At 45.4% G+C, this 25,243-nt stretch carries 15 protein-coding genes; 9 read left to right on the top strand and 6 right to left on the bottom strand.

Translation table 11 applies throughout. From position 1 onward, the window contains the following. The first annotated feature begins 800 nt into the window (after positions 1-800). The 4 genes from ACJJII_RS19705 (at position 801) to ACJJII_RS19690 (ending at position 6,543) form a co-directional block, all read left to right on the top strand. The gene (locus tag ACJJII_RS19705) at positions 801-1,580 is read left to right on the top strand and encodes a hypothetical protein (RefSeq protein WP_444917434.1); all 780 of its coding nucleotides are present in this window, start codon (positions 801-803) and stop codon (positions 1,578-1,580) included. 1,257 nt (positions 1,581-2,837) lie between these two features. Beyond that, the gene (locus ACJJII_RS19700) at positions 2,838-3,674 is read left to right on the top strand and encodes a hypothetical protein (protein ID WP_444917433.1); all 837 of its coding nucleotides are present in this window, start codon (positions 2,838-2,840) and stop codon (positions 3,672-3,674) included. Between the two features lie 526 nt (positions 3,675-4,200). After that, positions 4,201-4,728 carry a hypothetical protein gene (locus tag ACJJII_RS19695; protein WP_444917432.1) on the top strand — a complete coding sequence of 176 codons (528 nt, stop codon included), beginning with the start codon at positions 4,201-4,203 and terminating at the stop codon, positions 4,726-4,728. A gap of 951 nt (positions 4,729-5,679) precedes the next feature. Beyond that, positions 5,680-6,543: a hypothetical protein gene (locus tag ACJJII_RS19690; RefSeq protein ID WP_444917431.1), complete on the top strand. Its 864-nt coding sequence runs from the start codon at positions 5,680-5,682 to the stop codon at positions 6,541-6,543. Between the two features lie 280 nt (positions 6,544-6,823). Here the strand turns inward: ACJJII_RS19690 and ACJJII_RS19685 are convergent, their stop codons facing one another. Then, the gene (locus ACJJII_RS19685) at positions 6,824-7,432 is read right to left on the bottom strand and encodes a YopT-type cysteine protease domain-containing protein (protein ID WP_444917430.1); all 609 of its coding nucleotides are present in this window, start codon (positions 7,430-7,432) and stop codon (positions 6,824-6,826) included. Positions 7,433-8,317: 885 nt separating this feature from the next. Then, on the bottom strand, positions 8,318-8,827 hold the full coding sequence (locus ACJJII_RS19680) for a hypothetical protein (RefSeq protein WP_444917429.1): 510 nt from the start codon (positions 8,825-8,827) through the stop codon (positions 8,318-8,320). Between the two features lie 1,259 nt (positions 8,828-10,086). Between ACJJII_RS19680 and ACJJII_RS19675 the strand changes: the two genes are divergently transcribed. The 4 genes from ACJJII_RS19675 (at position 10,087) to ACJJII_RS19660 (ending at position 16,311) form a co-directional block, all read left to right on the top strand. Beyond that, on the top strand, positions 10,087-12,006 hold the full coding sequence (locus ACJJII_RS19675; RefSeq protein WP_444917428.1) for a VCBS domain-containing protein: 1,920 nt from the start codon (positions 10,087-10,089) through the stop codon (positions 12,004-12,006). A gap of 37 nt (positions 12,007-12,043) precedes the next feature. Beyond that, positions 12,044-12,349: a hypothetical protein gene (locus tag ACJJII_RS19670; protein ID WP_444917427.1), complete on the top strand. Its 306-nt coding sequence runs from the start codon at positions 12,044-12,046 to the stop codon at positions 12,347-12,349. 407 nt (positions 12,350-12,756) lie between these two features. Further along, positions 12,757-14,652: a histidine kinase gene (locus tag ACJJII_RS19665; protein WP_444917426.1), complete on the top strand. Its 1,896-nt coding sequence runs from the start codon at positions 12,757-12,759 to the stop codon at positions 14,650-14,652. 1,050 nt (positions 14,653-15,702) lie between these two features. Beyond that, positions 15,703-16,311: a hypothetical protein gene (locus tag ACJJII_RS19660; RefSeq protein ID WP_444917425.1), complete on the top strand. Its 609-nt coding sequence runs from the start codon at positions 15,703-15,705 to the stop codon at positions 16,309-16,311. Positions 16,312-16,714: 403 nt separating this feature from the next. Here ACJJII_RS19660 and ACJJII_RS19655 read toward each other — a convergent pair whose 3' ends face one another. The 4 genes from ACJJII_RS19655 to ACJJII_RS19640 all read right to left on the bottom strand — a co-directional run bounded on the left by ACJJII_RS19655 (position 16,715) and on the right by ACJJII_RS19640 (position 22,327). Beyond that, positions 16,715-17,632, bottom strand: a complete 918-nt coding sequence (locus ACJJII_RS19655) for a helix-turn-helix transcriptional regulator (RefSeq protein WP_444917424.1) — start codon at positions 17,630-17,632, stop codon at positions 16,715-16,717. Between the two features lie 1,465 nt (positions 17,633-19,097). Continuing rightward, positions 19,098-19,487 carry a hypothetical protein gene (locus ACJJII_RS19650; RefSeq protein WP_444917423.1) on the bottom strand — a complete coding sequence of 130 codons (390 nt, stop codon included), beginning with the start codon at positions 19,485-19,487 and terminating at the stop codon, positions 19,098-19,100. Positions 19,488-20,084: 597 nt separating this feature from the next. Next, positions 20,085-21,215 carry a hypothetical protein gene (locus ACJJII_RS19645; protein WP_444917422.1) on the bottom strand — a complete coding sequence of 377 codons (1,131 nt, stop codon included), beginning with the start codon at positions 21,213-21,215 and terminating at the stop codon, positions 20,085-20,087. A 623-nt stretch (positions 21,216-21,838) separates the two neighbouring features. Beyond that, the gene (locus ACJJII_RS19640; RefSeq protein ID WP_444917421.1) at positions 21,839-22,327 is read right to left on the bottom strand and encodes a hypothetical protein; all 489 of its coding nucleotides are present in this window, start codon (positions 22,325-22,327) and stop codon (positions 21,839-21,841) included. Positions 22,328-23,658: 1,331 nt separating this feature from the next. Between ACJJII_RS19640 and ACJJII_RS19635 the strand changes: the two genes are divergently transcribed. After that, complete coding sequence (locus ACJJII_RS19635) at positions 23,659-25,239, top strand: bifunctional AfsR/SARP family transcriptional regulator/alpha/beta hydrolase (RefSeq protein WP_444917420.1); 1,581 nt, start codon at positions 23,659-23,661, stop codon at positions 25,237-25,239. Positions 25,240-25,243 lie beyond the last annotated feature (4 nt).

Here is a 25,243-nt window from a genome sequence, read left to right as displayed (position 1 = left end):
GCTGAATAATCCCACGATGCCTCTACGGAACTTAAAGGCTACAGAGGCTAGGCCGCACTCGCTGCGGATAAACCTACCATTGTAAGAGCTGCAACGTGTTACCGTTAAGCCTAGCGCTATGGAGTTTTCATGGAGATTCACACCCCGTATTGCGACCTGTTGAAAGGTCTAGGCCTTCTTACAAGGTCGTGCATAGATTTTGGCCTGCTCTGAAGTCTGGATGCATCATGGAATTACTCACAGCCGCCCTGACCCAGATCTACCAACACGCAGATCTTTAATATGCTTGCATAAACAACGAGTACAGGCTGATATAGGGATAGGAGGCAACCTTTGCTGAAGTAACTGACTTTCAGGTGTTTACTAAATTATTTTATGGTAAAAGCTTTAGAAATGTTTGGACGGGCAGTACTTGTTATAGTGAAGAACTTGAGAGTATATTGAGGGTGGAGGGCTATGGAAGCAGATTCCTTAAAAAAAGAATAAAATAACAGTAAATACTATTTGACGCGACTGTGAAAACACCGGCTATCAATATTTTAGGGTAAGCTTGACCTTCTAATTAAGGGTCAGCAATAAAAAGGACGTTAATGGTCCTCGGCTTCATCTTCGAGTATATAGAAGCGCACTACAGCTTGCTTTCGCAATTTAATTATCGGCAGCATATTTTTATGCTTTGGGTTGTTTTTTTCAATATTGGACATATTTTTATTAAGGCGTTGAGTTGCAGAGATCTTTTAAGGTATAAGAAATATCAACTTTGATTAAATGGGACTTGATTTCAAGTATTAAGTGACTCTATGACAAACTTAAGAATATCTACAGGAATTTCTCAAAAAAAGCCTTCAGAATCCTTGCAGAGAAATAAAGACGAGAGGGTAGTTGTAAAAGATAGGAGGTTGAAATTTTCTAGGTTGATTGGCTATGGATTATCTTACAATAATTATAGTTTGCGTTTTCCAAATGCTTTTAAGGCTGTTGCCAGTCAAATACAGGCACGAAATAAGTCTGAAAAAATTCCGCCGACAGATGCTGCTGATGAAGAAATTGCGGAGATTATGGCCGATTGTAATACGAAGCAAGCTACTGGCTTGAATGTGATTTTTAAGCCTATCCTTGAAAGCCGCATAAGAGAGCTTGAAGATAATGTAGGTGGGTTGGTTAACTTCAATTTGGCCGGCAAGCAAATAACTGCTCAAAGTGTACCTACCTCCAAATATAAAACGGTTAACCCGGAGCAGGTTAGTCATCTTTGTTCCTCGTCTTTTGCTCCTTGTACTCCCGTGGTTGTATTTGATAAGAATGGTCAATGTACCCTTGCTCACTATCTTGGCATTATAGTATCTAGAGATGGTGGGCTTAGCACGGATATTTTAAATATAGAAAGTGGTAGTGAGGTATTTATTGTTAGAAGACCGGGATCAAAAAGAAATTATGTTAGAGCCTCCGCGATAGCTAAAGCAATTGAAAAGACAGGAAGGAATGTTAACATTATCGATCTGGATAATTCAGCAACGAATGTAAGCGTTTTGTTAAATACTAAAAATAGAACTTTGTTGGTCTATGGTTTGCCGGGGTGACCTGGGAAGGATTAGGGATTCCTAGGTTCGATTAGTTTAGACCTGATAGTTACCGATTTCTTATAAGGTGTTCTGTCAGGTCTAATTCAGTTTGTGAAATTATCTTTCCGGATGCTTTTACCCTCTGCAAGGGTTGTCGTCGGTGTGCGCTCACAATACTCTGTTCCTGCCGAGTGTGATCATTATGGCAATATACTAGCTATTTCCCCAAATCCTTTTGAAGCTCTTCTATTAACCCATAGATCTATCGTCGTAATGAAGGCTGCTAGAGTTCTTATAAAATGTTTTTTGCGGCGTGAACGGATGTATATTCGCTTGTGGATGTTTTATTCCATTAATACTTAAGTACAACTGATAATTATGCTGCCCCAGCGTTCCGCAATATCCAGTACTCTGGCCAGATAGGGTATGCAGTACCGGCAGGTTATTTATGATGGGAAACGACAATACTCGATTGTTCAAAGAAGTTACTGCCGTGATTTGTGCCTTAGTGGTGCACAGATAGCAATGGGTAACCTTTGCATGGGTATTGACAAACGACGCGTTGATAAACACGTTCAAGATCCTTAAGTGTCCCCTGCGAGCTTGGATGGCTGGGGCGTTAAGCATCAATTTCACTTGAGGTTGCAGTCACGCTGCATTCTTTCCAAAGCTTGAATCTGCGATTCCACTAGGCTCACCCCCTTCTCAACTACCTTGGCTTTAAGCGCTTTTGATCGCAGTTTGAATTTGGCTTGGTTATGTTCAAGCCTGTTGCGTCGAACACAGCTGGGAGCCGCAAGTAGGCCACGCTTGCGTAGTTCATCTCAGTTTCGAATCTGCCCACGAGCAGGCTCTTGAAGGGCAGATGACGTCAATCTTGTCCAATCGACGGATACCTCCTCAAAGGCTCTTTTAGTGAGAGTGGGCTCCCTATTAGGGGGGGCGGAATATTGGTTGTGGTGATGAAGGGGATGGCTATCTCTATTTTGTGGTTAGTTCCAGTCGGACGTGTCATTAAGCACAGCTTTTAAACTAGATAGAGGTTCAACCTCAGCCTTGATTCGCTGAGCGTCCGAGCTGCCCGCACCTAAAAATCGGTGCCAGGGAACTCATTTAAGCTCAAAATTTAAAAATTTAGGGCCGTTTGTGAAAGATCCAGAAAGTTGAATAGGGGTAAAATTCAGCTTGAGCAAAGGGTTGATGTTAAGCCCTTCAGGTTAAAGTGGCCTATCTGACATCCTTTCCAGTAAAAATGAACTGTATATGGAGTGAAAAATGCCCCCAGAATTACCCATTGGTAGCGCCACAAAAAAGCAGGCTGTAACGAGTGCGCCTGGCGATAATGATCGCGGCCAGGCTCGTCATTCACAGAATAGAGTGGCGGATAGAAGGCGTGAAGCGCAGGCTGAGTTAGGGAAACAGCTCAATAATGCGGGGCAGCCTCAGGGGGGAAATAAAGAAATAGAGCCTAAAAATCCTATACTTGTGTCCGCTTCCGATAGTATAAGATCAGCTAATGTAGCCCCTCCCAGCAACCCTCGGGCGCAAATATTAAAATCTATAGGCTTTCTAAGAGAGTCCTTTGGCAATGGTCCGCATCTTCGAGGGTGCTGTGGACCTTTTAGTGAGCTTATTGCGAACAAGCTTAATGAGCAGTTCCAAGATGTGTCAGCAAAAGTCTATCAATTGGCAGATGCCTTGCCCGGCAATAACGCTAGGCATGCGATATGTATAGTCCGGGATAAAAAGAATCCGAATAAATTATATTTAGTTGATGCAACAGTTAAACAATTTGATTCACGTAAATCGGATCGATCGCCGACTCCTGTTAAAGGTGGAGGCTTCACGGATGAGATTAATAAGAAAATTGAGGAGTTGCGTGAGCTGGGTTTCACTAGATTAACGGATGAATTTGCAAAAATTTATGCAGATTTTTTTAATTCCAATGATAAGAAGTGGCATGAGCGGGATAGTGCAAAGTTGCCAAGGTCGTCAGAATTTATTATTAATAGGTTGGCGACTCAAGGTAAGTTCGTTAGAAATTTATTTGAAGGGGATGAGGCTGCAGCGGACAGGTGGAGAAAAAAGGCGGTTGATATATTTTTAACTTGATGTGTTTCTTTAATGGTAGGGTGTTACACAGTGGTTTTTAAGGGAGGTGAAAGTGCTGGCATGTATGTAAATAATAAATCCAGGTATCGACCACCTCTAACATTTAATAGTAACAAATAGTTTGGTTGAACGGGGCGTGCTTTCGGTGGTTTCAGGCATTCAATATGTAAAGGTAATGGACTTTGGGTCGATTTCTACTGGCTATTGAGCATAGCTGACATACTTGGTGTGTGGCGTAAAGAGTCAGCATAGTCGGATGTCTCATTAAGTGTAGTTTTTAAATTAGATGGAAGTTAAATTTTCTGGCCTGGCTTACTGCGTACCAGAACTGCCCGCACCTAAAAATCGGTGCCAGGGAACTCATTTAAGCTCAAAATTTAAAAATTTAGGGCCGTTTGTGAAAGATCCAGAAAGTTGAATAGGGGTAGAATTCAGTTTGAGCAAAGGGTTGATGTTAAGCCCTTCAGGTTAAAGTGGCCTATCTGACATCCTTTCCAGCAAAAATAAACTGTATATGGAGTGAAAAATGCCCCCAGAATTACCCATTGGTAGCGCCACAAAAAAGCAGGCGGTAACGAGTGCGCCCGGCGATAATGATCGAGGCCAGGCTCGTCATTCACAGAATAGAGTGGCGGATAGAAGGCGTGAAGCGCAGGCTGAGTTAGGGAAACAGCTCAATAATGCGGGGCAGCCTCAGGGGGGAAATAAAGAAATAGAGCCTAAAAATCCTACATCGGTTACTGCTGTCGATAAAAGAGAAGAGGTGTCTTCTCTTGCCAAAAATAAAGAGAAAGAAAGTGGGCTGCCGGAGAACCCACCCTCTACTGAGAAATCTTTAAAGAATTGGGATAATTTCACGAAGGATGAAAAAAGTGAGAAGGTGGAAGAGCTTGCTAAGGAGTATAAAGCGAAATTCGAGAGGCCTCAAAAAATTGTGGCGTTCGATTTAGTGTATGAATCTGACTATGACTCCGATTGTAGCTCTGAGGCGGAGGTTAATCTCTTTAATGAGAATGGTGAGGCTGGAGAAGATGCGTTCACCTATTTACGTTAGCGTTAGCCCCGGCAAAACCCAATATTCTTGGCGTTAGCAAAGGGGGATAGCTTGTGCTGGCTTCGGCCCCAAGCAATCCCCCAAGCACATTGACAATAATGCTGTGATGGCTGATAAGTCTTCATTGTTAATGAGGCCTATCTGACAACTCTTTCTAATCAATATGTACTGTATGTGGAGTGAAAGAGGCTCCTTAACTATCGGAAGTGGCAAAAAAACAGGCGGTAACGGGTGCGACTTCTGATAATAATTGAGGTCAGGTCCAGAATTCACGGCTTAATCTGCTAGAGCAAAAATAAGAAAAGCTGGATAAGCTGAAAAAGCAATTTCTTAATGTGAGCCAGCTCCCCGAAAAAAGTAAAGAAAGGGATGCTAAAAATCCTGTATCTATTCCCTTTGCCAGTAAGATTTCTGCCTCTAAGCGATAATTGCTGTTTAAAACAGATGCAGAGCGCAAAAACAAATATGAGGGGGCGCAAGCAATTTTTTCAAAGCATAAAGAATCAGATAAGGCTCGATTGAATGTTCATTCAGTAGCGGTAGAGGTGCAAAGTCCGAATAAGCCCGCCCCTGAATAGGAGGCTTTTAATTTTAATCCGACACCAATTTATATGTCGCCTGTCCTGCAACCTACTGTGATTGCGGAGCGGAAGGCAATGGAAGAATTCATTAAAAGCTTCAATCATGAAAAAATATAACACTTGAGGAGTGCTCAAAAGGATTCAGAATGGATCTCCTTGAAACCCTGAAAAGGAAGGTGAACCGGCTAAAAATTTGGAGCCCTCAGGCACCAAGTATTGCTTAGATGAGCTGTATTGGGCTATGGAAGAAACGAAAAATGATCCCAGCTCCTTTAAGGCAAGCATTGGGGTTATTGATACTATTAAGTCTATATTTTTAATTTAACAATCAGATATCACTATTAGATTGGCATTGTAGCCAAGGAAAAAAATGAGCTATCCATTTTCAAAAGTCAATAGTAAGCAAACCGCTCCCGCTAATAGAGTAGAAGCCCATGCAACAAGAAGGTTAACAAGGCCTGGAAGGTTTAGGCAGGCAAGGGAAGCGCTATTCTCCAGGATGGGTTTAGTAAGCAAAAAGCCACTCGCAATGACTAAGGCTCCATCAGCGATAACATCAAAGAGTGTCAGCGCAGAAGAGGAGGTTTCTTCTTCCTTAAAAAACGATAAAGAGCAGATGGGGGCGGCTATACAGCTTAAAAAATATTCGGCTGAAGATAAAGAGAAATCCACAAAGGCAGAGGCACTTTTTTTCTCAAAGTACCAAGAGTTAAAAGTCAAGATGGTGGATATTATGAGTGCTCTTGTGGAGTGTGATAGTTCGGATGGAGGCGTTGAGGAGTCAGCGCTTGAAACGGTTGGATTTGAAGAGGTTATCCTTAGCTTGAATGGCCTTCCGGAGGAGGATCGCTTAAATATAGCGCCAGACTTCTATAAAGCAAAGGCGGCCCTTTTGACAAGCTTTTATTATAAAGAGGATGCAAATGTCTTCGATTATTCATCGGAATTTAGGTCTAAAGTTATTGACGACCTTCTAGAGAAATTTAACAGTTCGGACAGTGAATATCATAAATATCACATTGGCTCGCTGATATGGGCTAAACAGAATATCAACGAGCTTGCTTTTTTTGAGAAGACCATTGGTATTATTGATGAGGCACAGAGTAGAATTAGACATGAGCTAACTCCAAAACAGCAAATGCAGCGAGGAGTAATCGACGTAGTGACGGCTGAACTAAAAAGAATGAATTGTCGACCCAATCAGTCTCTTTACGAGCTGTATCATAGGATATAAATTGTTCTGTAAATATTGTTACCTTCAGGGTTAGTGGAATTTGTAGTCAGGCCTTCCGGATAATCCTCTCCTTCAATAGCAGGAATGCCGGACGGTTTTTACCGAAACACTTCAAGGCCAATTATGATTGTTCTCGTTGATTCAACAGGATTGATTCTTGCTTGGCCTTGTAGTCGCTTGTTTTCCAGGAGGCGTTCTGTCAGGTCGGGCCCGAACTAATCGGGTTAAATTGCTAGGGTTCGCTGGAGTTTCTAGCGAGCATGCGTCCAGCGACCCGCTTTCACCTATTTCTTACCCAGCAAATTTTCCATGAGTCATATTCAACATCAGTGTTATATATGGTGCTAATCAGCAGATGAAGGAAAGTAGAAAATTTATCTCCAGACCCAAACTGGAGTTCACCAATATTGGGGTCGAAGAAAAACAGTCCATCATCACCGGAGAGCCATGCGGAGGCCGTATGGGGAGTACTTTTATCCTTTTTTGAGTAAAAGACGATTATCGCACAGCAACTATTTGCCGTTGATATAGTCTCTGGTAGGGTACCCAGTTCCCCGCCTTTCCACTCAAGATGCAGGTTGTTCAATCCCAGTAGTTGCAAATAATGGTCCCAAGAGCTGGGCCCTAGCTGTGAATGGACATCTAAATGTGTAATATAACTATAAAAATTGTCATTGAATGAAATATATTCTCCTTTATCAAAATAACCGCCCAGCCTATGGTGTAAATGCTTACCATCGGAACGATATTTAACCCAATGGGCACTTAAGCATACACAGGCGCTAAACTCCTTTTTTACACCCAGCACAGGTAGACCCTGATCAAAATCCCATGCAAGCCTGCCTTGAAACTTACGCGCCAGCTTAAGCGCACACCCTCTACCAGTCATCACTTAACCCTTTAATTGCTAATGCCACTATCAACACCTGCTCTCTCCAAATGCAAAATCTAAGGTGCCTCTGAAAGCCCCGTAGAGGTATTGCGGAATTTTTCAGAGGCTCCGTAGGTTCTTAGAATTAACTTAAAACCATACCCTCATGTACACTGCGGCTTGACGCCGTTAAAAAACATAACGTGACACGACAGGTCCATCCAAGGGGGGCAAATAACTCCGTGATACCACTAAAATAATATCGGGCTAGCTGTCCCTGAAGAAAAAATGTGTACCCTACATTCCTTAAATGGGAATATCTTTTGATATTGGACTGATATTTTTATATTTTGGACATTTATTTGATCGCTCCCCGGCCAACGGTTTTGTTGGTGGTGTAAGGCTTTGGTGTAATTGTTTGAATTGAACAGTGGGATTGAGCAGTCGGGTCGAGTGATATCAGCACTTGATACCGCCGCTTCAGCGTGGCTGGCAGACGGGGGCTATACTTTCGGCTTGTTTTGCGGCGGGACATCAGGCCTGGATACCTTAGCTATCGCCAGGTGTGAGGGGTGTTCCAGGGGCGGGGAGTCTCCGAATAATTCTGCGTTATCTCTGTCTTTCGGTGCGGTTTATAATCAGGATAAGACTTTACAGGAGCCTATGGATTTTTAAGTGGTGCAACGCTGGGCGTAAACCGATCAAAAAGTCCCCGAATGACACCTTGTAGATTGTATCTGCTGCATTGCTCCTTGTAAGAAGGACTGCGAGCCGGGCCTAATATCGTTAACCTTCAAGGTTCGCAGGCGGGGGCGAAAGCTCTCACGGCCTCCTCATTCAGGTTATCATTCATGACTTCACTTGAATAGAGTGCAAAATAGCCCGGTTCCTGATTGACACTATTCAAAAATCATCCCAGGTTAAATGTACTCTCTGGGTACGGGGAAATCCATCAGGTGCTTGCAAATTATAGGAGCTGAAATCATCCCAATATAGAGATGTAGAATCGGGCTTGGATATAACTGATGGGGTCAATGGATCCGATTCTCTCAAGTCCGCATTAAAGTGCGGATACTTTCCTTTGCAAGGAGCCTCTTTAGCTTTGTCTGGAGTGGTACTTTTTAAGGGTGGGTTCTCAAGTGACTTAGTTTTTAGCGTGCTGTTTATTTTCTTAAAGTCACTTGAAAATAATATCCTTGATTTCGTAAGTGTACTTTTACATAAGACTATTTTCTTTGGAAGGTTGAAAGCTATCTTCTTGGGACTCAACAGTTGCGTGGAGGCAAAAGCAATTTTCTTACACTTGCTAACTGCTTTTGCGAAATTACTCGTATGTTCACGATAGGTATTTCGCGCCTGGCCCACCTGTTTTAGTGGGCCAGGCTTCGTGGCTGTTAAGCTTTTTATGGGCATATGTCGCTCCGCGCGATTGGTTCCTGAGGGGCTGCCGTTTAGGTCTATCAATAAAGTTTTAGTAGGGCAATTACGCAGCACCTATAATAACCAAGTTTTTATTTTTGTTGTACCTTTTAGTGGATCTTAGTGGATCTTTTTAGGGCTTAGGTGTGGTTTCGGTTTGAGTCTAAATTTGTTAGGGAGCCTCTGAATAACTCCGTGATATCTCTGGCATGCAGAGCGGTTCACAATCAAGGCGCGGCTTCGCAGGAATGTCTAGACCTTTCAAGAAGTCGCAACGCGGAGTGTGCATCGCTCTGCAAGCCCCGAAGGGCGGGCCTTGAAGGCCACAGCTGCTGCGTTGCAGCTCTTGCAAAGGGCTACGGCCATTCACGGCGAGCTGCGCCTAACATCTGCAGCCTTCAAGACCCGCAGAGGCATTACGGAGTTATTCAGAGGCTCCTTAGCTAAGTCCAATAGTTCGCAGGCTGAGGGGGGGGGATTTGCTTGGTTCCCAGGAGTTCTTAATCCCGGGGTGCAATTTCTGAACCCGCCTGGGCTTACACAGAGTTGTAACGCCTTAAAGGTGTCACCTTTAAGGATGTAAAGCTCGTATCTATGTAGATATAGAAGCTACAGTCTGTCGCGAGCGACTTAAAATAGGTATGGCCAGAGTCCCGCCTAGAAAAGCCATTATCGAGCCCGCTTTAAATACCATGGGAGATTTTTGTGGGCGAGGGAGCTTAGAAAATACAGCAATTGCGACCCTAATTTCTCAAAATCCAGCTAGTAGGCGCAGCTAATTCAGTCAGTAATGCATAGCGTCTGCACATTGTTGCCTGTGACTTATGGATTGGAACTTATACATGACTCGATTTTAATGCTCTCGCGCCAGAGGTGTATAGAAAGTTGCTACGTTAGGGTAATTAACCTATTGCAAGATCTCGATCCGATATCGCTTTGCCATGATAGCTTGCTAGTGCGGGAGTCAACCGGCCCGCATTAGCAATTGAATAGAGAATCTTGCTTTTATCAAAAAAAGTCCAAAAACTAAAATAACCGCATCAAAACCTAAAGCGCTTGACGCCAAATGAATAAATAATGGCAGCCTGTAAGGTGATGTAGAACGCTCTATAGAAATGAATAGAGTTTCTAATTATAGCTAGTATTGGATACGGCTAAACATATTCCGTACGCTAATAACAAAACTGGTCAACATTTTCAGGCCGTATCCTTACTTGTTCACGGGCTCCTTATAGTTTAATCGAGGGAAAGGCATGGTGAAAAATCTTAGGCTTGCTTCAGCATTTATTATTTGTGTTTTATTGGCCTCTTGTGGTGGAGGTGGTAGTTCTGGGTCAGAGGCCACAGGCTCAGACAGTGCTTCATCAAGTGGTTCGGGCTCAGGCGGCTCAGGCGGCTCAGGCGGCTCAGGCGGTTCAGGCGGTTCGGGTTCAGGCGATTCAGGCGGGGATGGCACAGGTTCAGATGATAGTGGAAGTTCATACACTATAGATGGTGGATCAGGCAGTATTAAAGAGGATTTGGAAGAGGAGATTACAGGGGAACTCAAAGACGTAAATGGTAAGGATGTGACATTTGATTCAGGTACTTTCCAAGGTGATTATGGAGAGTTTTCGGTCGATTCGAGTGGGCGCTGGATCTATACTATTGACGAAGAGTTGTCTAACCCCATTGCTGGGGGGGAAACTGCTAAAGACTCTTTTCAGGTGGGAATAGTTGGAACTGATGATACGACTACTGTTTCTATTAGTGTGTTAGGGTTTGATGATCCTTACGCGTTGAACATTAAAAGCCCCCTGGCAACCCTGTACGTAGAAAAGGTAGAATTTTCTTCTGGTAATCTCACTATAGATGACGTTGATGGTAATACGCCCAATTTTACAGAAGAAAAAGTTCGGGGGGTATATGGTGACCTCGAAATTTTCAGTAACGGATATTGGGAGTATTCTCTCACAGAAGCCTCCCAAAGTTTAGAGGTCGGCGAGTCGGTCCAGGATATCGTTGATATTAAACTGAGTGATGGTGCCTCTCACCCTGTAGTGTTTGAAATAAAAACGGTAGAAAATACGGAGCGTAGCGTCGTATTTATTTATATGGAGTTTGATGATAAGTCGGCACTGGAAACCTACAGTATACCTGATTTGGCTGATTTGTTTTTCAATAATGATGACTCCATATCTACGATATTTTCAAATAATTCTCTGGGCCAATATGAATTTATTCGGCACCGTGTAAATGATAAGTCCCTGGATAATTATTGTTATGGGAACCCTGGCCAAGAGAAGAGCTCATTAGACTGTATTGTTTATCAAGTCCCTGACAAAATTAATGGCGATGCGCTCAGTTATAAGGAGCTATATGAGCGTGAGCACTTGGGTGGTGAGTATACAGATGGAGGATTGACGTTCAGCAAGGAAGCCGCTGCATGGGCTAAAGCTACTTATGTCGATGAAAACAATGAGCCATTGGACTTAAATAAATGGGACCATTTGGTTTACCTTTTTCCTGAGTCTATATTTGGACTTGCGGTTTTAGGTACCGCCTCTAATGGCGGTAACTGGACAATGGTGGGGCTGCAAAATGGTTCTTCGGAAATAACCAAGCTCACTTTTATGCATGAGATAGGCCATAATATGCGATTTGGCCATTCTGGTGTAGACCGTAACAATGACGGCCAAGTGGATGTTGGCGCAAATTACTCTGGAACCGGTGAGATAATGGGAAACACCTGGAGCCAGGTGTTTGGCAGCGGCCATCGAGACTTACTGGGCTGGTATGACCTGTTTCCAGAATACACGCAAACAATAACGCCGGTTGCGGGTATGGTCCAGACGGTTGAGCTGCAGGCAATACAGCTTCCATTAAATGAGCTATCAAAAGAATTGCCGCAACAAGTGAAGATTAGCAGCGCGAACAACAACCATGGGAATGACAACTATTATATTAGTTATCATATCGAACACGATATCATGAATTCAAATCTCTGGAATGTTGGCCATATAACCATTAGCTACTTACCCAACAATGATTTCTCGCCAGTATATACGCGTGTTTCTACTCTGAAGGAGTTTGGAGATGATTTTATTGATTACAATAATGGGCTTAAAATAAAGTTTGAAGCAAAAGATATCAGTAAAAATACTGCAACGATATCAATAACTTATAACGACTAGACAGATTCGGAAAGTTCAAGATAGGGAGTCTAATATTATGCGCACACTGCTTTTTACTATTGGGTTGGCACTTTCAATAATCGCCCATGCAGGGGAGCACTTTAGCGGAATCGTTGAGGAAGAAATAGTTTTCGACACAATAGATATTGATAAGTCGGAGTACTTTTTTTCTATTAAAGATGAAAGCTCAGGTAGTTACTACTTGATAAATTCTGGGCAGGCAAGGAATAAAGGCGTAGGCATAGGAGATCGCGTTACTTTTTATGGTACGGCTAAAGGTAACCGTATTGATAATATAGAAAGTGTAAAAGTGCTGAAAAAACATGATCGGGATGATCTTTAAGGCGGCTAGTATTTAGTGAAGATAAGGGGCCCTAGAAAGGCAAGGTGATCGACACACGTTTGTCTACCGCAGCTTTAGTGGGCTCCAGCAAACTCAATTTTCTTTGCGGCCTGGTATTAATGTGAAATACCATATTGTTAATCTGTCTTTTTGGCAGTTTGTTGATTTTTATCAATTTCACAAGGTAACAGTTTATTAGTACGTTATTGATTTCGCTGATGCTTCGCACTTGCAGAATATTGCTACTTGTATATAGAAATACCTTTTTTGCCAGGGGCTCTTTCGTAAAGGCCGGCAGTATTGCATTGATATTTCACTGACAATTACAAAGTGCAACAAAATTAAAGGACCATAAAGAAAAGTTTGGATACTCCTCCGGTGATAATAGAACAATACGTTAGGTAAATATGACCAGCCAATATTTAAAAGCCATTGTTATAGCAGTACTTCTTTCTTTCCTGGCGGCCTGTAGCGGCGGGGGATCGGGTAGCGATGATTCGGCCACTGAAACGCCAGCTGTCGAAGACCCACCGACTGAAGACCCACCGGCTGAAGACCCACCGGCTGAAGACCCACCGGCTGAAGACCCACCGGCTGAAGATCCACCGGCTGAAGACCCGCCCGCTGAAGATCCACCAGCTGAAGATCCGCCGGCCACATCAAATGCCGTGCGGGATTTTGCGCTCGACTTTGAACCGATAAAGGTGTTCCGTTTCACCTGGACTGATGCTGCGAACGCCAGCCATTACCACCTATTGGAAAACCCCGACGGGCTCTCCGGTTTTACCCGGGTTGCAGAGGATATTCCGCAGGGGAGTGAAACCTTGGCACTGGAGGTGCCGCTCTATGCGCGGACCAATGCGCAATACTTGATTCAGGCATGTAGTGGGCAGGGTGACCAGGAGCGGTGCACCGACTCAGAGCCGCTGTCGGTTAGTGATTCTTTGGATTCTGCGGTGGGTTATTTTAAAGCCAGCAATACCAATGGATATGATTTCTTTGGAGGCTCTGTCAGTCTCAGCGCTGATGCTAACACCCTGGCAGTAGGGGCGCCTGGTGAGGGCAGTGGTGCCTCGGGAGTCGATGGCGATCAGGACAATAATGAGTTTCCGCTTTCTGGTGCGGTTTATATGTTTGCGCGACAGGATGCTCGCTGGGTGCAGCAGGCCTACCTCAAGGCCAGTAATCCCCCGGTTTCGGGCAGCTTTGGTAATTCTGTCAGTCTCAGCGCCGATGGTTCCAGCTTGGCAGTCGGTACTCGACCACAAGGCGCCAGTTCCTCTTGGGACGGCCCTGCAGCAGTGTATATTTTTATACGTCAGGATAATAGCTGGGCGCAACAAGCCTATTTGGAGGGTGATAGCGATACCAATAACTCCTTTGGTTTGTCAGTTAGTCTCAGTGCCGATGGCAACACCTTGGCGGTGGGTGCACCTTATGAAATAGCTAGTGCCAATGAGGATCAGGAGGATCAGGAGGATCAGGAGGATAGCGAGGCCGAAACTGCTGGCGCAGTTTATTTATTTACACGGCGGGACGACAGCTGGGAGCGGCAGGCGTACCTGAGCGCCGCTAATGCTGATACAAGTAAGCACTTTGGTTGGTCTGTCAGTCTCAGTGCTGATGGCAACACCCTGGCGGTGGGAACCCGCTATGAGGGGGGGGCGGTATATTTGTTTGCCCGCCAGAGTGATGCATGGATTCAGGAAACCTACCTGAAGGCTAACAGTATCGATGAAGTTGACGAGAGAGGTGTTTCAGTCAGCCTCAATGCTGATGGCAATGTTCTGGCGGTGGGGATGCCCAGTGATGCCAGTGGTGCTACAGGTGTCGGTGGTATCCAGGGCAGCATTGGAGCGGAAGATTCGGGCGCAGTTTACCTGTTTGTACGGCAGGGAGCTGGCTGGATGCAGCAGGCCTATCTCAAGGCCAGTAATGCCGAAGCGGGCGATTTCTTCGGCAGGTCGGTAAGCCTTAGTGCCGATGGCAATACCCTGGCGGTAGGCGCCGACAATGAGCATAGCAAGAGTCGGGGGGTTAATGGAGAGCAGTACAATAACCAATTAGAGGGCGCGGGCGCGGTTTATGTGTTTACCCGGCAGGGGGCCAGCTGGACGCAGCAGGCTTATGTAAAGGCAAGCAATACAGATTTACATGCATTTTTTGGTATATCTGTAAATCTCAGCGCCGATGGCGCTACCCTGGCGGTGGGCGCTTATGGTGAGTCCAGTAATGCCACCGGGATCAATGGTGACCAGCGCAATATTGACGCCACCTCTGCTGGTGCAGTCTATATTTATTAATTACCGCTCGGCCTTGTAAGGCCATCCCCCGCCGCTTTGGGTGGGGGCTCGAATAGCGGGTATTACCCACCGTTTAAAAATGATAGTGTCCTGGCTTTTTGCCTGGCCAGCAGAGCCTTGTTGGCTATTGGAACCTTGATTAATTTTCCTTCTCCGAGGCAATAGGGTTTCAGCAGTTCGACACCGTTTTTATAGTTCCCGCACCCGCAGAAACTAAGGAGCCTCTGAATAACTCCGTAATGCCTCTGCGGGTCTTGAAGGCTGCAGATGTTAGGCGCAGCTCGCCGTGAATGGCCGTAGTCCTTTGCAAGAGCTGCAACGCAGCAGCTGTGGCCTTCAAGGCCCGCCCTTCGGGGCTTGCAAAGCGATGCACACTCCGCGTTGCGACTTCTTGAAAGGTCTAGACATTCCTGCGAAGCCGCGCCTTGATTGTGAACCGCTCTGCATGCCAGAGATATCACGGAGTTATTCAGAGGCTCCCTAAGAAGGTTCATATGCGGGCCCGGTAACTTTGTGGATTTTTTAAGGCTATGGAGAGTCGTACTTACTGCTGCTAATAGGAGGGCGAAGTAAACCAGTCATCTCTGTGTCGGTCTCTATGGCTGAAAAGGTCTGATGCAATGTCTGCGCTCTCCACCGCTCGCTCTTCGGGATTCCCCGGGGCTTCCTGGATATTTCGTTTTAGAATGCCAGCGCATTCAAGTTGAGTGTTAGTGTTTATGTGGGCGGGGCAACCATTACCTACTGATTGGGCTTAGACAATCCTGCCTGTTGGGACCTGGCCCTGGTGTTATTCTCCCTGGAAAGCGCAGGGTGGAGTGCCTTATTCGCATGGACACCAATCTGGCGGCAGTACCCTTCGCTACCGAAGGCGTTTATCAGTTGGCCGAAAAGACTACAATCTAAAAAAACAAATTAAATCTGAAAGATTTAATTGGCCAATGGTCCCTACAATTGGATGTATCTATCTCGATATGCCTGTGCTTACTAATCAAAAGCGCTCATCTGGCAGATCCGATAATTATTACCGTTGACAAAGAAGGTACACTGATGGCCGGTCCACGCATTAGCCACAAAAAACCACAATTGAGATCTAGTGAGGGGGCGCCCGATACTGGGCAGAGCAAAAAAAAGGAAAGCTATTTTTCAAAGTTGAAAGAAAGAATCCTGAAATCCATGGGGGGCTTGAGAAGGGCACCTAATTCTAAAGGGGGGCAGCCAAAAAGTCCGTTAAAAATACAGCCGGTTAATCTCGGGAAAGAAGAGGGTGAGAAAGATATGAATCCCTCGGAAAAAAGCAAGCACTCACTAATGACCAGTAAAGGCCTTGAATTTAAAAAAACGGCCATTGGCGAAACGCCAGGGGAGGCTACAAGTCAGGATTCCAGGCTAAAAGAAAAAATACTGGCACTTCCAGGTAGTGATTCTGATTCTTTATCATCGGATGCCGAAGATCTTCCACCGCCTCTAAAAGAAGCTTCGAAAGCTGATGAGCTTGAAGATGCTTTGAAAGATTATGAGCTTGATCAGCTGGATGACCCTGATGAACTAATTGAAGAAATTCTAAATGGCGAGACTGACTCTGACTCTTCTTCACAAGCTTCTGGTTTTAGCTACCGCTATAAGAACTTCCTGGTGCCTTCGGGGCATAGAATATAAACCCATACGACAATTTTGATGATCTTACGCTCGTATCCTGGCGGGAGACACTGACTCTTCAAAGCTGAGCGATGTAGGAACCCTAGCGAAGTAACAACCGGAGAGGGGGGATATAGGTGGCACTACTAAAGCTCTATCATAGTGGGATACTAAAAAGCGTGCGAACATCGGGAGCTTCAAAAGCAGCAAGGCACAGGTTTAAGACTGATCTTCAACAATAGCGAACAACGCCTAACACATATAACCTTCAGGCTAGGCAGGGAGACTGTAGATTTATTTACAGGCTCTTTAGTAATTCTAAGCTGCCTGGGGAAGCCGTAGTTTTTCTGGTTCTGGTTCGCAGTCGAGTATCGCTAGGCTAATGATACTCGACACTCTATTTGCCATTAAATAGGCCGAAATATCACGCTTTTTGGGCGATTTGTTTTGCCTCGGTAGGCGTGAAGCCATATTTAGCTTTGTAAGTCTGTGTGAAATATGACTGGCTGGAAAAGCCTGATTCCTCGGCAATATCTACGAGCCGCATATTGGTGGTGCGCAATTTAAAGTCTGCGTGACGAAGACGCTGCTCAATGAGCCACAATTTAGGAGAGATGCCATTAAATACCAGCCTAAATTTTCTCCTAAATAAGGTTAGGCACATTCCAATATTTTCGGCATACATAGCTACGGTCCAGCACTTGGTGGCATTTTCCTCCATATAGCGTTTAAAGCTATGGATCTCAGGATTTGCCCTGTCAAGGAGTTCGCCTGCAAGAATTTGGCCGTGTGTACTGCTTAATTTTAAGAGTAACAATTCTTCCAGCTTTAATGCACTCAGTTGATTGTCGCCAAGCTGCTTAACCAGCTTAAAGGATGACAAAGTCAGGTCAGTTAAATGGCAGTTGGGGAATATAATTGGCGTACTCCCTTCAGGGAACATTGGTTTTTCGACGGTGATCCTGTGTTTCTCGCTGTGCAACGAATGGTTATATCTTTTGCAGAAGCGGTTGAGCATGGTTTCCCGGATGCCGACAGCCACGATAACCGCTTGTTGGCCGCTACTGGTGTTGCTGAGTTTACAGCTGTGTCCTGAACCCGCTAGCCAAACCTGCCCTTTTGAAAGCTCAAAGGGGCTATTGCGAGAGGTGACCTTCGCATAGCCGGTGTCCATGATGATCAGGTTTAAAAAAGGGGAAAGACTTAACTCAATAGATTTTCCGGGTGGAACCAGTAGCGTCTGTATCTCAAATAAATCCCCACAATGTTGACATTCGACAACTATCTCCGTGGCCGTCAGTTTGCTCAGCCTCTCGTAAGAGGAGTATTCAATGCTTTTCACTTCTTAGTATTAAACCACTTTCTGATTAAGTCTTTGGGGATGGGTTTTGCTGCTTTAATTGGCAATTAACCCGGGCTGTTCAGGGTTTACTGGTGCAGGGGTTGGGTGTAGGGCTGCGCACAGGTTGGAATGACTCCAGCCTGAAGGGGGGCCCTGAATCCATTGTGGCAACACTCAATAATGGCTATTGTATTCGGGGCTTGGAGCCATGTTTTGTGTAATTGTTCGACATTCATCCCATACTATCCCTACTGTCACTCAGTACTGGCCGGTCTAGCCCTAATGTTACGTTTTCTAATGCTGAACGCTTTAGGTTTCGCGTTGACTTCTTTTGATCTCGGTCTTTTTGATGGTGCTTAAAGGGCACTACAGCCAAGCATCACCACTAAACAACGGTTTAAGGGAGCTCGAAAAGTTCCACACGGGTATTGCAGCGTTGTTCAGCTGGAAGCCATGCTGCGATTAGGCCAATTCGAGCCGCCCGATAACGGGATTGAAACTTTCATCTCCCAGGGGGGGGCTTCATTGGCATAAAGTTCCGACTTGATAACTTGGGGAAAGTATCGTTACTGGCGGCCCAAGCCTGGTCTTGCCGCCAGCACCTTCCCCTGTACCTGAGAGGCACAAGAACACCGATCCTAGCGGACTATCGTTTGAACCAGCGTTGAAATTTCACCTCCAATCATTCTTTATCCCGGTAAAATTGATTTGGATCAAGTTGGGGTTTGGGGATTTAAGGGCGTTTGATTTTCGAAATGTTATATAAGCAGTATGGCTGGCATTAAGGAGCCTCTGAATAATTCCGTAATATCTCTGCGGGCCTTGAAGGCTGCAGATGATAGGCGCAGCTCGCCGCGAATGGCCATAGCCCTTTGCAAGAGTTGCAGCGCAGCAGCTGTGGCCTTCAAGGCCCGCCCTATGGGGCTTTCAGAGCGATTCACACTCCGCGTTGCAACTTCTTGAAAGGTCTAGACATTCCTGCGAAGTCGCGCCTTGATTGTGAACCGCTCTGCAAGCCAGAGACATCACGGAATTATTCAGAGGCTCCCTAAATTTAGAGGCTTTTCAGTGATACATACTATGTCGGTGAATTTTTCAATGATCGGTTTGCTGGATTCTCGCAACAGTCGATACAATTGGACGGTATTTCCTGGGCACAGGGGCGTGAGGTTGCATCAAGATTAGATTGTTGCTGGGGGAAAGTAACGGTAGAGCCCGTGTTTGCCAGGGCCGCCCTCTATAGAAAAGACCGGAATCGATTCCATCTTTATAGTACAAATGGCCATTTCAGCCCTGAACCGTATGCAGGAGCCTGAAGCGCGGTCTTGATAAGGCCGCGCTTACAGCTTAACCAGCAATTTTTACTGGCAGTAAATTTCAATCTCGCCCTGAGGAGATGGCTAGCTCACCTTTCGTGATCGCTAACTATCGGGCGATAATTTACCGTATTGATATAGATGGCGCTTTAAGTTATTGGAAGTTCACAATTACTACTTCCATCGGATTTTCGTAGCTCATAGTCATCACATTTATCGAATCTTCTGACTGCTGCAACTAAGGGAATTCTTCCTGCTCCTCTATTGTCCCTCTCGGAATCCTTAACGAGGTACTCTGAACCTCTAAATTCTTGTACATATGATTGTTTAGGCAGGTTGCATGTTCTTCGGCTATGGAATCCATACTTCTCTCTAAAGCGGTTTACTGCGGAAAAGAAACTTTTCTTTACGCCCGCTAGCAGCTTGGAAAAGCTGCTTTTATTCCCATCCTGTTCGTTTGTTGCGGGGGCGCCGCCATTGACTGCATCCATACTTGTTGTGGAAACTGCTCTGCTATTTGCTTGACCTACTCCAGCCATTCTTATACTCCTGGCATAACTTAAATTAGGTGTTGAGATTTAGTGGATGAGCTAGGTTTGATTAAGATCATTACCGCTGCATCATTCAGGTTAAATATTATGGAAATTTATCGATTAAGTCTTTTAGATTTGACCTGGAATTTTAGTTTCTGGACATATTTTGAATGGTTGCCAATGGCTTGAGTGGTTGGTCGATTCCAGTGTTTTCGGGCTAAGGAGCCTCTGAATAACTTCGTGATACCTCTGGCATGCAGAGCGGTTCACAATCAAGGCGCGGTTTGGCAGGAATGTCTAGACCTTTCAAGAAGTCGCAATTCGGAGTGTGAATCACTCTGCAAGCCCTAAAGGGTGGCTCTTGAAGACCACAACGGCTGCGTTGTAGCTCTTGCTAAGGATTAAGGATATTCGCGGTGAACTGCGCCTAACCTCTGCAGACTTCAAGACCTGCAGAGGTACTGCGGAGTTATTCAGAGCTTTCTTTGTTCTCGTTAACGATGGTTATTTATCCGGCCGTCGAAGAAAGCTCTGCGGCTCCATTACCCTATCGTGGCAGGCAATGGGTACCGGAAGGGTTTATTGAGTGGCCCAGGCTAATGCTCAATCTCCGACATAGACTACGCTATCGAAATCCTCGATCATAGGTTCTACGTAGTTTTCAATTTTCTCTTTATTATTTTCCAACTGACAGTGGACTTGGTTTAAGTAGTCCTCCGCAAGGGCGAGTAATGTAGAAAAGTCTCCTTTTGCTTTGCCCGTATCTTCTCCCTGGCCGGGATATACTGCGCCGCCTTTAATTATGGTTGTTTGAGGCGCACCCGTATGTACTCTTTGTAAAAGATCACTTAACTTTTTCCCCTGGTTGGCAATGTTTTGTGGGAGGTTGTTGTTTAGGGTCTGTATCTGTTCACGCTCATAGTCTAGTGTGCCCGTGTCATCTATATCGACTAATTGTTTAAGGGCTACATCGTAAGTAGTAATCGCCTTCTTAATTTGGTCAATATTGCTATGCCAGTGAGGGAGGTCCAAGGGCTTCTTTCCCTCTAACTGAGAATAAATCATTGCGATGGGGGTTTTATAATCCGATTTTAATAGTGAATCGATTTTATCCTTGAGGGAGATGTTTTGTTGTCCCAGTGCTAGTTTTCTGAGGGGATCTTGTTGGCGGGCTTGTGTGGGGCGCACGCGACGAAAATAATCACCCCTTTTCGGCTTTAGCTTTCCGCCTCTTGGCATCAGTGCTTTTTTCCGGTTTTGTTTCAGTTGCTCCTTGGGTGAGAGGTCTGCCTCACTCTCGGCGGCCTTTGCTTGGCAGGCCATTTCCTGCTTAACGTGCAGTTGCAGTTGCTTATCATCCATTTTTTGGAGCTCTTCCAGATATTTGGCAGTCTCTTTCTGGGAATTGCGATATTTTCGCTCAAGCACTTTGTCTCCCCCCAAAGGTTTTTTCAGAGATTCCAAACTATTTTTTGTGAGTTGAAATCTTTCAAATCCCTTTGCAAAAGCAGATTTCTTTTGGACTTGGTGCTTCCTGGTGGAAAAAGTAGATGAAGGTCCACCCTGTTTGCCGCTGGTATCAGCATTTCGACGCTCGTTATTGGGGCGGCTGGATTGGGCGTTGGGTTTGCGTGATTTAGTGATGCACATACAGATTCCTTGCTTATACCGGCGTTGTGAAGATGGTTGATAGCCAGGATAATAATTGACCTGCACTGTGTCTTTCGAATTCATTGAGGATTTTTAGGTTTCGGTCAAATTTCCACATTGTGTGGAGTGAGACTGGGGGTTTACCAATAATGCCAAAATATTCGATCACTCCCTGCCTGTTGGTGGCAATATTTAGGGAGTAATTAACCTCTGAACAACAAAGCTGGATAGTCTACTGAGTATTATTTCCAGGTTGTATGGATCGCTAGGCAGTGGCTAATTATATCGAGGGCGGGTTGGTATTAGGAGTCGCTGACTATAGTGAGTATTTGCCAGGGCTGCACCATATAGCAAAAATAGCGCTCTCCACTCCGGGCTAAAAAAATAGTTGCTTACCCTTGTGTCTGATATTTGTAGCTTAGCCTTTAATTTAACTGGCGGGAAGCAGCTGCTTCACTCTTTGTAAATAAATGGCTTTAAATTGCGCTTCCGCCAGTGATAACAAATATGTTACCAATTAAAGGGGAGTCATTTGGTTGGGTTAAATATTTAGTCATTGGGCGGTTATTTCTTTATTCTGTCGAATGCAGGCTATGAATTTGTAGAAGAATTTTATTTGTTGGATGTTTCCTTTTATATGGCAAGCCTGCCACCGGGAATGCCTGGACCAGAAAAGCTATCCAGGCTGCCCGCCTTAACGGATATATTTAGTCTCCATTGGTAGCGAGGAGAAACTCTCCCGCTACGGGGAGAGCATTTTTTTCTTCATCCGGTACATCTTCTATTTTAGTGGCATCCGGAACCTCGAAGGATGTAGGGTCATGTTCCGGTACCAAAGGGTATGCTTTGTTTGGGTCCTCAATTGTTATCTCAGATGCTTCTGCGGTATATTCGGCTGAATCATGTGTAATTCGGGAGTTTACACTTCTTTGAGTTACGCCTTCATTGATTTGTGATTCGTACTGCGCCTGGTAAAGTGAAGAGCGATGATTGAGTGCCCTTTCTGGGCGTTGAAGCCCTATCATGCGCTTCAAGGCGTTTACTGCGGAAGCGAACCATTTTTTTGCGCTCTCTAGTAGCTTTGAAAATGTGCCTCTATTCCCGCCTGCTCTGTTTCTGCTAGGGTCATTTTGAATTTCCGGTACAGTGCCTGATACGTGCGCTGATCTATGTGAAAGTTGACCTACTCCGGGCATGTTGCACTCCTGGTGAAATTTAAGATAAGTACTGAGGTTTAACGGATGGGCCAAGCTGGGCTGGAGCCATTGCTATAGCTTCATTCAGGTTGGATCTTATATTAATTTTATCGGGTAAGTCTTTTGAGTTTGACCGTAATTTTTAGTTTATGGGCATAATTTGAGTTGCTGCCAGGGATTGAGAGGGTGGGTCGAATTCAGTAGCTATCAGCTTGAGCGTGCGGTGTTCTCGGGGGAGCTGGAATTGTCGCTATTACCATAATACAGAGCGTCTTATGGTGGCGTTTGATTTTTTTGCAGTCACTGGAGATACCTGCGGGCTTCTTGTGTTTTTCACTAAAACCGAAATACTAAAAATAGGACGAAATCCGGAAGGCGATTGAATTATAGAGAAGTGAGTTTTCCCTGATAGGTAGCGTTACTTGCGCGCCTGACTTGAAAGTTTGATTGTAAAGAAATGTATATGCCCCAGCCCGAGTGAAAGTACCGTTTTGGTGGTACTTGATATTTCATGTAAGGGGGGATCTCAAACCTACCTGAAAGCGACTTATAGCAGGATTATCACCATTGATAAGGAGGTGCAAATTTGGTGCGCCACGACAGGCATATGGAACCCCTTGCATAAGTTCGGCACCTGCGCTGGCTGAAGAAGAATTTCCGGCTCCCATGTATTTCGGGTGAAGTCTGTGAGTCCGGCAGAACAAAAGAGGGGGTAGTAGCCAGGTTTTCGAGATAGTTGCCCAGCCTGGTTGAGGGTATAAAGAATTTTTTCCCTGACTCAAAAGTACCAATATCGATAGGCTCTTTGGGGGTACTCCCAAGTATCCCAATAGAGCCCAAACTTAAAGTTGCCCGGCTCATTCCGTATCAACATTTTGTAAAGTATAATGCCGCTATTGTATCAAGCCTCAGTTCTGCCCGCGTGACCTGCTGCCTAGACTGAATAGTCAATTCCATATTTTAGTATCCGCACTGTTGCACGGGCTCCCTGCTTATAGACCCTGCAAGGCAGGGAAATAACGACTGGGGCTCCTTCAGGACCTGATACCCTATTTAAGGAAGAGGTTGGTTCTCTGAATAGTTCCACGCTCTCTGTGTGTCTCTAAGGCCCACCTTGGGGTTTTTCTAAGCTGCGTTGTGGCTCCTTACCTGCGGCCTGGTAGCGACTGCTCTGAAAGCAATGAGCACTACGGAATTATTCAGAAGCGCCCTGGGAGTTGTTTTGATGTATTTGGAGTGTTAATGCGCGCTTTCTCACCCGCTTCTATAAGGCTAATTTTACATTTAGCTGATACCACTGAACCTATGGAGGGGCTTCTGCGGTTATGTGTATGACGGTCAAAATGCTCGGAGAGCTGACGATTTACTGTGATGGAGAGCTGCTCAATTTGCCGAAGTCCAGAAGGACAAGGGCACTTTTGGCCTTTTTGATTATGGCCGCTCGGCCACACCGTCGCGATCGGCTGTGTGAAGTCTTTTGGAAAATGCCTGATGATCCAAGGGCATCGCTGCGGTGGTCATTAAGTAAAATACGGTCGGTTGTTAATCATCCTGGTGCCGAGCGCCTAATTGCGGATCGGGAAAGAGTCAATTTAAAAGGGGATGATTTTCTGGTTGATATCAGCGTTATCGCAACGCAGCTGGAATCACCAGGATTATCAGCCGGCAAACTCAAAGCCATTTATACTGATCTAAAAGAGCCGTTTCTAGAGGGGATGGATTTGCCGGACCAGCCGTTATTCCAGGAGTGGCTGCGCGGCGAGCGGGAGGAAGTAGGGCGTCTGCGTGGTAGTGTTCTGTCACGCCTGTCTGTGCATCCAGATATACCAATACCCGATCAGTTGAGATGGGCGCGAGCCTGGGAGGCTCTTGAGCCGTTTAACCCCCAGGCAGCGACAAACCTGCTCAAGTGTTTGGATAAGCTGGACCTAAAGCGTGAGCAGGCAAGGCTGCGCCCCGCTTTGGTGGACAGGTTTCGCAAGGCTGGATTAGCCTGGACCCCATTTGTGTCAAGTGCCATCACGGGCAACCGGGAGACCGCTGGCAATCCAGTTCTGGAGCGTAAACTTCTCACGGAGCAGGAAGTTAAATTTTGTACGGCTTCCGATGGTGTGCGCATTGCGTATGCGACCTTGGGCAAGGGGCCGTCCATTGTGAAGGCTGCTAACTGGTTGAGCCATTTGGAGTATGACTGGGACTCACCGATCTGGAGCCCGCTATTTAAGGAGCTGTCGATAGATCACCAGTTTACGCGCTATGATGAGCGCGGCAATGGTCTTTCAGACTGGAATGTCGGTGATATATCTTTTGAATCTTTCGTAACGGATCTTGAGACGGTTGTTGAGGCCTGTGGTGCGGATGATTTTACCCTGCTGGGTATCTCTCAGGGGGTGGCTGTTTCTATTGAGTATGCGATACGGCATCCAGAAAAAGTAAAGCGGCTTATTTTGTTTGGCGGTTATGCAGCGGGCTGGCGGATAGGGGCTACAGAAGCTGTTGTCAAAGAAAGGGAAGCGGTAATGACTCTCACGGGGGCTGGTTGGGGCAAAGATAATCCCGCTTATCGGCAAATATTCTCCTCAACCTTTATGCCAAGTGCTAATGCTAGCGAACTGGCTTGGTTTAATGAGTTTCAGCGCCTGACAACCTCCCCGGAAAATGCAGTGCGCTTCCTGTCGGTGTTTAGCAGTATTGATGTTCGTTCTCGATTGAGCAAGGTAACTGTTCCTACGCTGGTTCTTCATTCTCTGGGAGATCAACGTATTCCGGTAAAGACAGGCTACGATATTGCATCAAGTATTCCAAATTCGAAGTTTATTAGTTTGAACAGTGATGGGCACTTGTTACTGGGGCGAGAACCGGCCTCAAAAGTATTTGTGGAGGAAGTTCGGAGGTTTATATCCAGCACTTAACCTG

Source organism: Microbulbifer maximicatervae (SeqCode), from assembly GCF_052467825.1.
The sequence above is the reverse complement of the archived record's forward strand: the minus strand, read 5'-3'. Positions and strand labels throughout refer to the sequence as shown.